12 protein-coding genes are annotated in these 14,102 nt (G+C 50.1%); 4 read left to right on the top strand and 8 right to left on the bottom strand.

All coding sequences use genetic code 11. The features are described 5' to 3' along the window. Nucleotides 1-1,179 (top strand): L-aspartate oxidase (gene nadB, locus Q0V82_RS06715; RefSeq protein ID WP_297573929.1); only part of this gene is annotated, 1,179 nt, incomplete at its 5' end. A gap of 51 nt (nt 1,180-1,230) precedes the next feature. Here the strand turns inward: nadB and Q0V82_RS06710 are convergent. Together Q0V82_RS06710 and hemN are read right to left on the bottom strand one after the other, a co-directional pair. Continuing rightward, entirely contained in the window at nt 1,231-1,887 is a 657-nt protein-coding gene (locus tag Q0V82_RS06710) for a sulfite exporter TauE/SafE family protein (protein WP_297573925.1), read from the bottom strand. A gap of 16 nt (nt 1,888-1,903) precedes the next feature. Then, nucleotides 1,904-3,313, bottom strand: a complete 1,410-nt coding sequence (gene hemN, locus Q0V82_RS06705; protein ID WP_297573922.1) for an oxygen-independent coproporphyrinogen III oxidase — start codon at nt 3,311-3,313, stop codon at nt 1,904-1,906. 161 nt (nt 3,314-3,474) lie between these two features. On the opposite strand from hemN, the gene fnr reads away from it, so the two are divergent. Further along, entirely contained in the window at nt 3,475-4,221 is a 747-nt protein-coding gene (fnr, locus tag Q0V82_RS06700; RefSeq protein WP_173534312.1) for a fumarate/nitrate reduction transcriptional regulator Fnr, read from the top strand. 47 nt (nt 4,222-4,268) lie between these two features. Beyond that, nucleotides 4,269-4,964 carry a hypothetical protein gene (locus Q0V82_RS06695; RefSeq protein WP_297573917.1) on the top strand — a complete coding sequence of 232 codons (696 nt, stop codon included), beginning with the start codon at nt 4,269-4,271 and terminating at the stop codon, nt 4,962-4,964. 96 nt (nt 4,965-5,060) lie between these two features. Here the strand turns inward: Q0V82_RS06695 and rlmB are convergent, their stop codons facing one another. Then, nucleotides 5,061-5,804 carry a 23S rRNA (guanosine(2251)-2'-O)-methyltransferase RlmB gene (rlmB, locus tag Q0V82_RS06690; protein WP_297573914.1) on the bottom strand — a complete coding sequence of 248 codons (744 nt, stop codon included), beginning with the start codon at nt 5,802-5,804 and terminating at the stop codon, nt 5,061-5,063. A gap of 174 nt (nt 5,805-5,978) precedes the next feature. On the opposite strand from rlmB, the gene Q0V82_RS06685 reads away from it, so the two are divergent. After that, nucleotides 5,979-6,848: an HDOD domain-containing protein gene (locus tag Q0V82_RS06685; RefSeq protein ID WP_297573911.1), complete on the top strand. Its 870-nt coding sequence runs from the start codon at nt 5,979-5,981 to the stop codon at nt 6,846-6,848. On the opposite strand, the gene Q0V82_RS06680 is transcribed toward Q0V82_RS06685, so the two are convergent. From Q0V82_RS06680 to Q0V82_RS06660, 5 genes are all read right to left on the bottom strand, one after another. Then, complete coding sequence (locus tag Q0V82_RS06680) at nt 6,845-7,174, bottom strand: antibiotic biosynthesis monooxygenase (protein ID WP_297573908.1); 330 nt, start codon at nt 7,172-7,174, stop codon at nt 6,845-6,847. The genes Q0V82_RS06685 and Q0V82_RS06680 overlap by 4 nt on opposite strands. A gap of 4 nt (nt 7,175-7,178) precedes the next feature. Further along, nucleotides 7,179-7,622, bottom strand: a complete 444-nt coding sequence (locus Q0V82_RS06675; protein ID WP_297573905.1) for a GNAT family N-acetyltransferase — start codon at nt 7,620-7,622, stop codon at nt 7,179-7,181. 1 nt (nt 7,623) lies between these two features. Continuing rightward, nucleotides 7,624-9,063, bottom strand: a complete 1,440-nt coding sequence (gene tldD / locus Q0V82_RS06670) for a metalloprotease TldD (protein WP_297573901.1) — start codon at nt 9,061-9,063, stop codon at nt 7,624-7,626. A gap of 198 nt (nt 9,064-9,261) precedes the next feature. Next, nucleotides 9,262-10,083, bottom strand: a complete 822-nt coding sequence (locus Q0V82_RS06665) for a carbon-nitrogen hydrolase family protein (protein WP_297573898.1) — start codon at nt 10,081-10,083, stop codon at nt 9,262-9,264. Between the two features lie 74 nt (nt 10,084-10,157). After that, on the bottom strand, nt 10,158-13,946 hold the full coding sequence (locus Q0V82_RS06660) for a YhdP family protein (RefSeq protein ID WP_297573896.1): 3,789 nt from the start codon (nt 13,944-13,946) through the stop codon (nt 10,158-10,160). Nucleotides 13,947-14,102 lie beyond the last annotated feature (156 nt).

The following is a 14,102-nucleotide window of genomic DNA, read 5'->3' as shown; positions in this document are numbered from 1 at the left end:
ATTGATACCTTGGCTATCAAAGTAGCCGCACACCCCAACATCACCGTACTAGAAGAACACATCGCAGTCGATTTAATTACCGACAAAAGCAGTGAAAATCGTTGCATTGGCGCTTATGTTTACAACAAAACCGCCGATCAAGTAGAAACCATCCTCGCGCAGCACACCGTCCTTGCCACAGGCGGTGCGGGCAAAGTCTATCTGTACACCACCAATCCGGACGTCGCCACGGGTGACGGCATCGCCATGGGCTGGCGCGCCGGTTGCCGCGTGGCCAATATGGAATTCATTCAATTTCACCCGACTTGCCTTTACCACCCCCACGCCAAATCATTTTTGATTACCGAAGCCGTGCGCGGAGAAGGCGGCATATTACGCCTACCGGATGGCACGCGATTTATGCCCAAACATGACGAACGCGCAGAACTAGCGCCTCGAGACATCGTGGCGCGCGCCATTGACTTTGAAATGAAAAAAGGCGGTTTTGACTGCGTTTATTTAGACATTTCCTATAAGCCCGCCGCTTTTGTCAAAGAACACTTCCCAAATATTTATCTGCGCTGCCTCGAGCTTGGCATCGACATCACTAAAGAGCCGATTCCTGTTGTACCTGCCGCGCACTATACGTGCGGCGGCTTGGTCACCAACCTGAATGGACAGACCGACGTAGCTGGCCTTTATGGCGTCGGCGAGGTGGCTTGCACGGGGCTACATGGCGCCAATCGATTGGCATCGAACTCACTACTCGAGTGCATGGTGCTGGGCAAATCGGCGGCGGCGCATATTTTACAGCAAACACCACGCACACTGCCTCACGTCGCCGAATGGGACGAAAGCCGGGTCACCGACCCTGATGAAGAAGTGGTAATTTCGCACAATTGGGATGAACTACGGCGCTTTATGTGGGATTACGTTGGCATCGTGCGCACCACCAAACGACTTGAGCGCGCGCTCCATCGGATTGAGTTGCTTAAAAGTGAGATTCACGAGTTTTATCGCAACTTTCGTGTTTCCAACGACTTAATTGAATTACGCAACCTGGTCATTACTGCCGAACTCATCGTTCGCTGTGCAATGGCCCGCAAAGAAAGTCGCGGCCTTCATTACAGTCGTGACTACCCAGATATAAACCCCCAGGCCAAACCAACCATTCTTATACCCCCGCCCACTAAAAAATAAAAAAGAGCGCCGCATGCATCGCGGCGCTCTTTTTCAAATCCAAAAATCAAATCAAATCAAACTCAATAGTCGATACACCCCAAAACCCATAATCACCATACCAAAGCTGGGGCGAACACCGGGGTAATTTAATACCCGCATAAAACGTGCCGCAAAAAAACCCATCAACAATAAATTAGGCAGCGTTCCCAAACCAAACGCCAACATCACTGCCCCACCCTTGAATGCCGATGCCGTTGATAGCGCCGCCAAACTGGCGGTATACACCAGACCACAAGGAATCCAGCCCCACAAAAAACCAATCAATGGCGTATGCCAAACGGAGCGAATCGGTAAAAAACGCCGTAAAATCGGCTGGATCACCCGCCAAAGCGGCTGGCCTATTTTTTCAACTTGAGTGAGCCACAACGACCAACCTGCAATATATAAGCCCAAAACGATGAGCAATATATTGGCCAATATAAACAATGTCGATTTTAATACCTGCAGCTGACCAAGGGCAGTAAAGCTCGCCACGCCACCCAATATAGCGCCTACAGCGACATACCCTGCTAAGCGGCCAAAATTAAAGCCCAAGTCGTACATCCACCTTGGGCCTTTGGGTAAATTGGCACTAAACGCGGCAACAATGCCACCACACATCCCTGCGCAGTGACCACCACCGAGCAAACCTGCTAAAAACAAAGCCAGCCAATCTAATTCGAGCATACCGCGTCACACACGATTAAATCAGCTGAGAATACCTTGCTTTAGTCGCTTTTGTCCGTAAATACGCATCAAACACCATCGCAATCGAACGAATCAACATCCGCCCTTTCGGCGTCACCACGATAGAGTCGGCTTCCAACACCAGCAAGCCATCCGCAATTAAAGGCTTCAGTAATTCAAGCTCTTCGGCAAAGTAATCGACAAAATCAATCATGTAACTGGCTTCAAATGTTTGAAAGAACAGCTCGAACTGGCACATCAAAGCCTGAATCACCGCGCGGCGCAGTGCATCATCCCGATTCATGGTTAGTCCACGCTCAATCGGAAATTCGTTTACTGCTAGCTTGGCGTAATATTCTTCTAATGTTTTTACATTTTGGTAGTAGTTCGCCCCGACCTTACCAATCGAAGACACGCCAAATGCCAGCAAATCACAATCGGCATGCGTTGAATAACCTTGGAAATTACGCTGTAAGCGACCACGGCGCTGCGCAACAGCCAGATCATCATTCGGTAGCGCAAAGTGATCCATGCCGATCAAAACATACCCAGCCTGGGTTAACTGTTCGATGGAGTTTTGCAAAATATCGAGTTTCACTTCTGCCGACGGCAATTCATCGGCATTGATTCGGCGCTGCGGCATAAACCGCTCAGGCAAATGCGCGTAATTATACAGTGCGATACGATCAGGCTTGAGTAGCAGCACGCGATCAATCGTTTCGGCCAAGGACGCCGCCGTTTGTTTAGGCAAACCATAAATCAAATCCACACTCACCGAGCGAAAGCCATACGCTCTGGCCGCTTCGATCACCGTGCGCGTTTCGGCCTCAGATTGAACGCGATTGACCGCAATCTGCACCTCGGGATTGAAATCTTGGATGCCGACACTCATTCGATTAAAGCCCAGATTGGCCAAATGTTGAATCGTCGCCTCACCGACTTTGCGTGGGTCAATTTCAATTGAATACTCACCGTTTTCCAGCAAAGTGAAATGAGCATTAACCACATCCATCAGACGCTGCAACTGCGCATGCGACAAAAACGTCGGCGTGCCGCCACCTAAGTGCAACTGACTTACCTTGGGCCGATTCGGCAGTAAATCACCGTACATCTTTACCTCTTGCGTGAGATAATCGAGGTACTCATCCGCTTTAGACTGGTCTTTGGTGATTATTTTATTGCAACCGCAGTAGTAACAGATGGTATTGCAGAACGGCAAATGGAAGTACAATGACAAAGGCATCGACAAGGCACCTGGCATGCGCTGACTTAAGCAAGTCGAATGCACCTCTTGACTCAGTCCAGCCACAAATCGGTCCGCCGTCGGATAAGAAGTATATCGAGGGCCTTTGCCATCGTAGCGCACAATTAACTCACGATCGAAATCAATAGCTGGCGCAATAATGTTTATTTTTTTCGAGATCATGATCTTTCCCAGTTAACATTGCTTTGATCGCAGGATAAGATGGACTTGTAGAATAAAAATTGATCTAGATCAGATAAAATATAACATCCCTCTTTATAGATAGCTGCTTTTGCTTTACAACTGCGGCTGAAATTATCATTCAAGCGTACATCGAGCCTTATATGATTCAAAACATTCAAATACGCGAACTGACTCCTCGCCACCTTCGTCAATCATGCTCTAACTGCAGCTTGCGCGAACTATGCCTCCCGATCGGACTGAACCCCGAAGAAATGCAAGAGCTCGATGCCATTATCACGCAAGCTCGCCCCATCAAACGCGGCGAAGCCCTGTACCGCGCCGGCGAGCCATTTAAATCTCTGTTTGCCATTCGCGTGGGCTTTTTTAAAGCCAGCGTCATCTCTGAAGACGGCCGCGAACAAGTCACGGGCTTTCATATGTCGGGCGAATTAATGGGCATGGACGCCATTAGTTCAGACTTTCATACTTGCGACGCCATTGCACTCGAAGACAGCGAAGTATGCGAACTCCCTTTTGGCGAGATTGAAGAATTAGCCGGCGATGTGCCACTCTTACAGCGCCATCTATATAAAGTCATGAGCCGAGAAATCGTTCGCGACCATGGCGTGATGTTGCTACTGGGCAATATGAAAGCAGAAGAACGTCTGGCGGCATTCTTGCTCAATCTATCGCAACGTTTTGCCATTCGTGGTTACTCATCGACCAGCTTTCATCTGCGGATGACGCGTGAAGAAATCGGCAGCTATCTCGGACTCAAACTGGAAACGGTCAGCCGGACCTTATCTAAATTCCAAGATCAAGGGTTTATCAAAGTTCAAAATCGCTTAATTGAAATTATCGACGGCGATAGCTTGAAAAAACTGCTGAGCAATTGCCAAGGCGAATAAGTGAATACGGGCTGTCCAAGCAATTACGGCAGCCCAATGGAGCCGCAATGAATTACACCATCGTCGCGCCTCAACCACTTCAAGCCCTGATTGCCCATCGGCTGAGTCATTCAGGCATTCGCTATCAACTAAACCACTGTAGCGACGACCATCACCCCACATCGCTGGCCTTTGTCACCACAAGCCCCGCTGACACGCCAGCAACAACCTACCAAACTGACATTGAATTTCTGGCACTACCGACACCACAAGCACCAGAACATGGTTTTATTTTAGCGGCCGCAGGCTCAATCAGCGCCCTGCAGCGCAGCACGCCTTTACTCGATACGCTCGCCCCGATCGCACAAGGCTGGCTCCATATTGGCGACATCGGTGCGGCGCACTTTGCAGCTCAAATCTGGCAAATACTACTTGGCTCAAACACCAATCCAGCTGATTTTCTGCCTTTTTGGCAAAATACGCAGCGCCACTTCACGCAGCAAACACCCAATCAAGCCGAACTAATCGCCAGTCTAGCCCAACAAACACAAGCACAAGCGCAGCAATGCCAAGACATGCAACACCTCGCGACTGCGTTTTTGCTACGCCACCCAGAGCACGCCTTTACCCCCTACCACCCACAGCAGCGCTCATTTTTTGGACCGTACAGCGAAACCCATATTTCACCGGCGCATCAACTGGCCAAACTCATCATGCTACTGCCCATTCAACCTGAAACCACCATCGTGCCAATCAACCAATAAAAATGGGTATTGCAATGCAGCGCTTATTGAATCAAGCCTGCATTGCAATACCCATAAAATCATTGGCGACAAATGCCAACAATTCAATCGCGGCGATTATTTCTCCATCACGCGCTGACGACGGCTTTCAGACAACACAATCCCTGCTGCCACCGAAACATTCAAACTTTCTACCGAACCATACATTGGAATCGATACCAAGCTATCGCACAACTCGCGCGTCAAGCGGCGCATGCCCTCGCCCTCATTGCCCAATACCCAAGCAATCGGGCCAGTTTGGCCGTAATGGAACAAATCGCACTGACCATCGGCGGCCGTGCCGACAATCCAAATCCCACGCTCTTTTAAGTCGCGAATTGTTCGCGCCAAATTCGTCACCATCACATACGGCACGACTTCGGCTGCGCCACACGCCACTTTAGACACTGTCGCCGTGACGCCAACACACTTGTCTTTAGGGGCAATCACCGCATGTACGCCCATGGCATCGGCCACACGCAGGCAAGCGCCCAAATTATGCGGATCGGTAATCCCATCTAAAATCAATAAAAACGGTGGTTCATCCAAATCATCCAACACATCTTCAATCGACAAATAGCTTTTTTCAGTATCAATCAGTGCCGCAACGCCTTGGTGACGCACATGACCGGCAATCCCGTCCAAACGCGCGCCATCAACCTGAACCAACTTCACTTCTTGCGATTTCACGGTTTTCAGCAAATCTTTCATCCGTGGATCGCTGCGCTCACTATTAACGTAAACTTCAAGCACCGAATCCGGAAAACGCCGCAAGCGCGAAGTGACGGCATGAAACCCATGAATTATTTTATTTTGCGACATACGCACTCCTTAAAAAGCGACAATCCGCGATTTTACGGTGTTTACATAAAAAAGACTGTAAATAAGCCATTATTCGCGCGCGAAAGCGCTTATTTTTTTAGCAACAAAGACTTTATTCAGTTAAATATCTACTATTCTTAAGCGACAACCACAACCACATAGTTTCAGCATGCCATGAACATGACAGCCACTGAAAACAAATCAAGCACCGAGCTGCGAGACCAGTACCTCGCCATGCTTGAAGACATCGCCAAAGAACTCGATGGCAATACAATTTTTCCAGTTTGCTTTGATGCTTCTATCCAAATTGGCGCAGCGATGAAAGACCCTAACGCCTCGATTAAAAAAATTGCGCACGAGGTAGAAAAAGACCCCCTCATCACCACCAAGCTACTCAAGCTGGCCAACTCTGTGAGCTACAATCCATCGGGGCGCGCCATTGTGAACATTGAAAACGCCGTCACCCGTCTTGGCTTAGGGGTCGCACGCTCAGCAGCACTGGCTTGCGCGATGGATCAACTTTCACGCTCGGCGCAACTCGCTCCGTTTGAAGCACAATCAAAATTGTGGTGGCAACACAGCCTAAAAACCGCCGTCATTGCACGAGTACTGTGCAAACAACTTGCGCCGCGCCTCAATCCAGACCTCGCTTTTTTAGCCGGTTTAGTCCATGATCTAGGCGCTTTTTTTATGCTCGATCGCGCAGGCAGAAATCCAGAACTACTCGAAAGGCCCAAAACTGTCGAATATTTAGTCGCACAATGGCACGACAGCATCGGCACCGTACTGCTTGACACTTTATCTCTGCCCGAAGACATCATCGATGCAGTCAGAGACAACGACTTACCACGCCCTCCGACCACACAATTAAGACGACTGAGCGATGTAATCTATGTCGCCAACTTATTTGCCGGCGGGCTCGATGAAATCAACAAACAAGACCTACCCGAGCCCTTTATACCAACCGAGCTCAATGACCCGCAATACACCGATTTAAGCCATGAAATGAACGAAGCTTACCAAGAGATGTTGGGGGTGTTTTAAATCGAACCAACTGTGCAAGGATGATTGATTGTCGAATCACCATAACTTCTCAATACCTGCGAAATAATGACTTGATAACCTGACAACCATTCGGAGTACCTCGCCTTTGCCGCCAAATGCAAAGGGTGCTGCATCAACGCTTTCAAGCCTGCGTCTGAAGCCCAGTAATACACATTACAAACCCGTCCACTTTCCGCATTTTGCCAAACCTCCTCGCCCAAATAGCCTTCTGTTTCTTTGGCGGCCTGAGCAATCTGCTGATCGAGCTGATGAAATTCAGCGTCAAATTGCTTGATATCAAAAATAAAAGTGGCTGAGTAGATCAAAACTTCATCCTTTTTGCATCGGCACAAAACGAATCCCTGACGAACTAACTTGGTCGGCGCCGCAAGGCATAAAGCCGTAGCGCATATACGCCATTACACTATTGACACTGGCACTCACCGTTTGCAGCGGTGCATCTTGCTCAGCAGCCTTAATTAAAGCGCGGCCAACGCCGCGACTTTGCATTTCAGGCAGCACAAACAGCATGGCGATATGCTGTGACGATCGCACCTGCAATACACCAATGATCACATCTTGAATCAAGGCAATATACGTCACCGAGTGCCGCGCATCGCGACTGGCAATTTCATCGGCAGTGGACAAGCGGGCAAACGTAGCCACCCCAGCAGGTGGCTGATATTGCACGGCCAAATGCGCAAAAGTCGTTTGCACCACCTCTGCGGCACGCTGATATTCATCGGCGACAATTTTACGAATCACCAATGCCATCTTAACCTCCGGTACCACCCACCGTTAAACCACCGTCAATTCGCATTGTGGGTTGCCCCACGCCGACCGGCACGCTTTGCCCATCTTTACCGCACGTCCCTACACCGGGATCGAGCGACAAATCATTACCCAGCATCGACACTTTAGTCAGCACATCCGGACCATTACCAATCAACGTGGCGCCTTTTACTGGGTACAACATTTTCCCGTCTTCGACCCACCATGCCTCAGCCGCAGAAAACACAAACTTGCCGCTGGTGATATCCACCTGACCACCACCGAAGTTCACCGCATACAGGCCGCGCTTAATCGATGCAATAATTTCTTGCGGATCTTTATCGCCGTTTTCCATCAAGGTATTGGTCATACGTGGCATGGTGATGTGGGCGTAGCTTTCACGGCGGCCATTGCCCGTTACCGGCTGCCCCATTAGGCGAGCATTGAGACTGTCCTGTAGATAGCCTTGTAAAATACCGTCTTCAATCAACACCGTGCGCTGCGTTGGATTGCCTTCATCATCGACATTCAATGAGCCACGGCGATCACCCATCGTGCCATCATCCACCACCGTTACGCCCGGAGCCGCAACCCGCTGGCCGATTTTGCCGGCAAAGGCCGAGCTGCCTTTGCGATTAAAGTCACCCTCTAAACCATGGCCAATCGCTTCGTGCAGCAAAATACCCGGCCAGCCATTACCTAACACCACGGTCATTTCCCCTGCCGGCGCTGGTCTAGCGTCTAAATTAAGCACCGCTTGATCCACCGCTTTTTTGGCGTAATCGAGCAAGACCATATCGGTAAAATAGCCATAATCAAAACGACCACCACCACCGGCACTGCCTTGTTCACGCTTACCATTGGCTTCGACAATCACATTGATCGACAAGCGCACCATTGGGCGCACATCCGCCGCACGATGGCCATCGTGACGCGCGATATACACCAGCTCGTATTCACTGGCCAAGCTCGCCATCACCTGCACCACGCGCGGATCGAGACTGCGCGCCAACTGCTCGAGTTTTTCCAACATTGCCACTTTGGCCGCTTCGTTCAAACTAGCAATAGGATCTGCGGGGGTATAGAGCTGATGCGCTTTATGTTTTGTGACATGGCGAGCAATACCCTCACCCCCTTGCCGACCAATCGCTCGCGTGGCATACGCCGCTTGCGTCAGTGCGGGCAAACTAATGTCGTCCGAATACGCAAACGCCGTTTTTTCGCCTTGAATCGCCCGCACACCCACGCCTTGGTCAATGCTAAAGCTACCTGACTTTACAATCCCTTCATCCAAACTCCACGCTTCCGAGCGGCTGTATTGAAAGTACAAATCGGCGTAATCAATATTGTGCGTCATGATGTCGCTAAAAACTTGGCTGAGCGCCGCCTCATCCAAATTAAATGGGGTTAGTAATTGCTGTTCAGCTAAGGCAAAAACGGTCATTGGGTTTCACTTTTAAATAGGGTGTTTAAATTGTCGTGGCGCAGCGAGTCGGCAAGGCCTTGCAATCAAAAACAAGCCTGCAAATTTTAAACGACTCAGTAAAAGCGATTGTCCATGAAAGACCCAAAAAAGTACGAACAATTTCAATCGCAATCGCTCTGAAATACAGCCAACCCAATCATTACCATCCAGCGCGGCTTAATCGGCTACCGGCAATGACAATACTCGATGCGACAAAGCGGGCAAACTGCTGCGAACTCGCTGCATCTGGCTGGCCTTTAATTCGCCCAGCACCAGCCCTTCACCACTGGGTAGACAATTGAGCACTTGCCCCCACGGATCAATAATCATGCTATGCCCATAGGTCGTTCGACCGCTAGGATGCTCGCCGCCTTGATCAGCAGCGATGATAAAGCATTGATTTTCAATCGCCCGCGCGCGCAGCAATACTTCCCAATGCGCGCGGCCGGTAGTCGCAGTAAACGCCGCGGGTAAGAGCCAAATATCGACACCGTCCACCTGGCGAAACAACTCAGGAAAGCGTAAATCATAACAAACCGCCAAACCGACACGACCAAATGGCGTGTCAAACGCCACCACCTCCGTCCCAGCGCTAATGGTATTGCTTTCACAAAACTGCTCAACGCCACTATCAAAACCAAATAAATGAATTTTGTCGTAGCGCGCAATACACTGCCCGAGCGGATCAAACACCAGACAGCTATTTTTAACCTTTGCCGCCTGCTCTGAGCGCAATGCAATTGTACCGGCCACGAGATAAATACCGTGTTCACGCGCGGCGCTGGCCAGAAAATCTTGAATCGGCCCCGCGCCAAAGGTTTCTTGTATTGCCAACTTGTCTTGATCGGTCTGCCCCATCATCGCAAAATATTCGGGCAACAGCACCAGCTGTGCACCGGCCTCTGAGGCTTTGGCAATCAGCAGTTTGGCGCGCTGTAAATTGTCAGTCACCACGGGGCCAGAAATCATTTGAATTGCACCAACCTGAACCGACTTCATGGATACCTCCGTATTTTTTTCCATAGGTATTGCCGCAAAAGACTGATTAAGTATTGCCTACCAAGACATACCCATTAATTTAATTTTTTCACCTGTGGATCACGCATCGAGCCGCTGATTTGATATTCAAAGGCGACCAATTCGCCCAATGGGTTTTGATCAAACAAGCGCTGCGCGGCAAAGGTCGCTAAACCGGCAATTGGATTAATCGCCGCCACCCCCAAAGCCACCGCGTCGCCCACAGCCGGCACAATACGCACCACGATGTCTTGCGTGCCAGCGACAAAATTAGCGTCGCCTTTAAACCGCACTTGCGCCGACGGGGCATCAATCGTCAGGTTTTTAGTTTTGGCCACGCCCTGATGCATGGTGGCGTCGCCAGTAATTCGATCAAAGCCAAAGCCTTGCGAAATTAAATCTTCAAAATCGAGTTTTAAGCGCCGAGGAATCGCCTGCAAATTCAGTACCGTTAAAAAACGCCCCGCGCCCGGATCAATTTTTAAAAACTGCCCCGCGCCAACGTCAATTTTAAACTGCCCTTGCATTGAATTGAGTTTGGGCGACCAAGGCGGCCCTTGCCATTGAACATTGCCGCCAAAATTGAGTGGCGCCATCGTCATCGACTCCGGATAACCAAAACGGGTCAATAAACGCCCCAGATTCGGCGAAGTCAGTTGTACTTGCCCTTGCGTTAGGTTTTTACCGTCTTTTTGCGACCAAACACCGTTTAAATTCAAATCGCCGTCGTTATTTTTGAGTTGTAATTGTTCAATATTGAGTGCCGCGCCTTGCGGTGAGGCCATGACGTTCAAATGACCGAGTTCGATTTTTTCATAGCGTAAATCAGCCACATCCAAATTAAGCTGCGGCCAAGCATTGGGTGCATCCACCGCACTACTGCTTTGAACCGGTGTCAGCACCGGATGATAAGTGATTTGCTCCGTCGCAAAAGGCAGCCATAACTTGCTTAGTTTTGCATTAAGCTGACGATTGGCCGCGTGCCAGTTGATTTTTCCGGCCAGCTCTTTACTCTCCAAATCCAATTGCCAACGCTGTGCCACCGGCTTGGCACTGAGGGTCACGCCATTAAACAAACGCCCCCATGCATTCACTTGTTTAAAGCTTAAATCTTTCACCACCAAAGGCGGCAAACCACTACTGCCTGCGCCACGAGCAGTCACATGCGCTGAGGACGACATTTTCTCAACAAAATCCAACCATTCCTCCACGCCAATTTTCGGCCAACTGCCCGTGACCACGATACCGCTCTCGGGCAGTGGGCGAACTTCATTGCCTAAACCAATCACCATCTGCACTTTAGGCTCGCTCGCCACACTGGCTTGCTGACTTTGCATTTTGCCAAATAACAAATTACCCAAAGAAAAAGTCAATTGATGGTTTAACGCGCCGCCACTGGCCTTGACCGACAGCGCGCGAGTTTGCGCGGCATTTTTCCCCAAGGGCGCAGGCAGATTGACTTTAGCACCTTGTAAATCACTACTCACCGAGATATCAAATTGCTGAGGTGCGACTCTAAGCTGTGCTTGATACTGACTTTGCCCCGAAATCTGCGTTTGTAGTGCTGGCAAATAAGCGGCGGCAATCTGCCCCATTGCCGCGTCACCGGTTAAATTCAATAGCAAAGCGCCATTCACATCGTTCGAGCCCAATAATTTAACCGTACCGCCAAGCGCTTTGGCCTGCGCATACGGCACTTTAATCGCCGATTCAGAAAACTCAACCTCACCAGTGGCGGCATTCAGTACCGGAATCGCCCCACCAAAACGTAATTGATTGTGCTTAAACCGATAACGACCACTCACCTTCGTGTCGTCAATCTGCATCATGGGCATATCGAGCTTTAAATCCAGCGTGCCATCGCCATCCGCTTCCAAGGTATCCAAAAATCCTTGGGTACTGTCTTTCACCGGGCTATTGGCGACAAAAGACAAAAAGTCATGCGTACGCCCGCTCGCCTGACCGCTCACCAAAATATGCTGATCTTGCTCTAGATTCGGGATGTCAACCCGCACGCCACTTAAACGAGTTTTTGAGATTTCGCCGGCCGATGCGTTAATGCTCATGGCCAAACCTTCAAACGCCAAATCACCATTGATATGCTCAATCACCGGCCAACCGGGTACATAGTTCAGCGTGACATCGGCCGCTTTGGCATAAATGGCAAACTTTCCCTTGGCTGCATCGGCCGAGCCTTTATGATATGGAAACCCCGCCACATCGCCCTGCCAAATAATTCGACCTTGACTAGCATCCCCAGCCAACAAAGCTTGCTTTAACCAATCAAGTACATCGTCACCCAAGATGCGGGGCAAATAGCGATACGCCTGATTGGCCGACAGATGCGCGATATCCCCCGATATTTTGACCTTCCCCAAGCCTGAACTTGGCCCTTCATAGCGACCATTTAATTTCAACTGAATCGCCGGATTCATCATTGAAAAATCCTGCAGGTCAAAACGCCAGTTTTGCGCCGTTTTTTGCCAATCGATGCGGGTACTGAGCTCGTTGAGCACGATCGGATCAACAAACTGCGCCGGGTAATTAAATTCGGTATTGCGCCCCTGCACATCAAGCCGCCCGCCTTGGTCTTGCCACTGCCCTGTCAGATTAACCGGCCCGACATTCAAATCAGGATGATGCAGCACCAGCGCTTGCGCATCAAAACGTCCAGCCAATGCCTTTGGCGCGGACAATGGGCCTTGCCAACTGAGCTCGGCTTCTTGAATGAGCCCACCCACCTCTGCGGGAGCACTACTCAATTGCGTCATAACCCCATGGCTCAAATATGACTTTAATAACGGCAGATACGCATTTAAACCAGCAAGCTGCCACTGCTTTAACTGCACAGCGGATTCAGCTTTGGTTTGGCTATACGTCAAATTACACGAGGTACACAATACCCCAGACGGCGAGACAATTTGCCGACCATTAATTTTTAAAGTTTTGCCCTTGGGGGTATCTGACCAGAAGACAACAGCATCGAGCTTGGGCAACTGATACAGGGTAGCGGTATCTTGATCACGCATTTGCCAATCGCGCGCGCCCAAATCGGCCTCGACCGACTGCAACTGGCCTTGCGCTAAATCGACGCGCAAATTTAAATGCCCTACGCCACGTTGCAGTTGCAAGGCTTTAGGCATTACGGCATTCAGCCACGGCATAAACTGGATGAGATTACTTTCAGGTAATTGCAATTTGAGCCAACCAGACCATTGCTGCCACTGCCCGACATCAGCGCCCTTCAAGCGTCCTTGCAATTGAATCCGTGGCCCCACACTGGCTGGCGGTGTTAAAGCCAAATCAAAGCGGTGCGTCCCTAAAAATTGATCGGTAAAAAAATCCACCTGACTGAGCAGCAAACTAGGATATTGACCCTGCGCATCGCTAAAGCGGAGTTGCCCTTGTTCAATCACAATTTCATTTTGCGCCAATAGCCAGTTGAGCATACTCGCGTCGTTCGATGCGTCACTATGTTGGCTTAATACCACACCGCCCATCCACCAACGCCCATCCACAGAGCGACGAATATCGAGCAAGGGCGATTGCAGCACAATTTGCTGAAATTGAATTCGCCCTAACAACAAAGACCGCATCGACAAAGTGGCACTGAGCGCCGCGAAGTGCAGATCGGGTGCTTGGCGATTTTTACCCACAGCAAAATCACGCACCATCAATTGAGGGCGCCCGGCATGCCAGCTGCCACTGACTTGACCAATAGACACTGGCACGCCCGTGGCCTGCGTCAACTGGGTCATCAGCCAAGGCCGATAATCATTCAATCGCGGCATAAACCAAAACTGCCAAGCACTCGCCACAATCAGCAAGAGCAAAACAAAGGCCAACGCAAGCCGCTTTAGCCATCGAAAGAGGCTATGCGGAAGATGAATTAAAGCAAGTTTGATGCGGCGCACTAAAAAACGTCCAAATTCAAAAAGGGGAAAGCGCCCAAACAGGCTCGGCTATGCTAGGGTTACGCACAAGAACGCTATTTTACCCTG

Origin of the sequence: uncultured Deefgea sp. (genome assembly GCF_947072475.1) — a bacterium.
In the GTDB taxonomy this organism is placed as follows: domain Bacteria; phylum Pseudomonadota; class Gammaproteobacteria; order Burkholderiales; family Chitinibacteraceae; genus Deefgea.
This window is presented reverse-complemented; position numbering and strand designations above follow the sequence as displayed.

What these genes read in the sequence shown, in the direction of transcription:
- Q0V82_RS06695 (WP_297573917.1), top strand. Translation starts at nt 4,269, where the DNA reads ATGAATTACACCATCGTCGCGCCTCAACCACTTCAAGCCCTGATTGCC.
- fnr (WP_173534312.1), top strand. Translation starts at nt 3,475, where the DNA reads ATGATTCAAAACATTCAAATACGCGAACTGACTCCTCGCCACCTTCGT.
- tldD (WP_297573901.1), bottom strand. Translation starts at nt 9,063, where the DNA reads ATGACCGTTTTTGCCTTAGCTGAACAGCAATTACTAACCCCATTTAAT.
- Q0V82_RS06665 (WP_297573898.1), bottom strand. Translation starts at nt 10,083, where the DNA reads ATGAAGTCGGTTCAGGTTGGTGCAATTCAAATGATTTCTGGCCCCGTG.
- Q0V82_RS06675 (WP_297573905.1), bottom strand. Translation starts at nt 7,622, where the DNA reads ATGGCATTGGTGATTCGTAAAATTGTCGCCGATGAATATCAGCGTGCC.
- Q0V82_RS06710 (WP_297573925.1), bottom strand. Translation starts at nt 1,887, where the DNA reads ATGCTCGAATTAGATTGGCTGGCTTTGTTTTTAGCAGGTTTGCTCGGT.
- Q0V82_RS06685 (WP_297573911.1), top strand. Translation starts at nt 5,979, where the DNA reads ATGAACATGACAGCCACTGAAAACAAATCAAGCACCGAGCTGCGAGAC.
- rlmB (WP_297573914.1), bottom strand. Translation starts at nt 5,804, where the DNA reads ATGTCGCAAAATAAAATAATTCATGGGTTTCATGCCGTCACTTCGCGC.
- hemN (WP_297573922.1), bottom strand. Translation starts at nt 3,313, where the DNA reads ATGATCTCGAAAAAAATAAACATTATTGCGCCAGCTATTGATTTCGAT.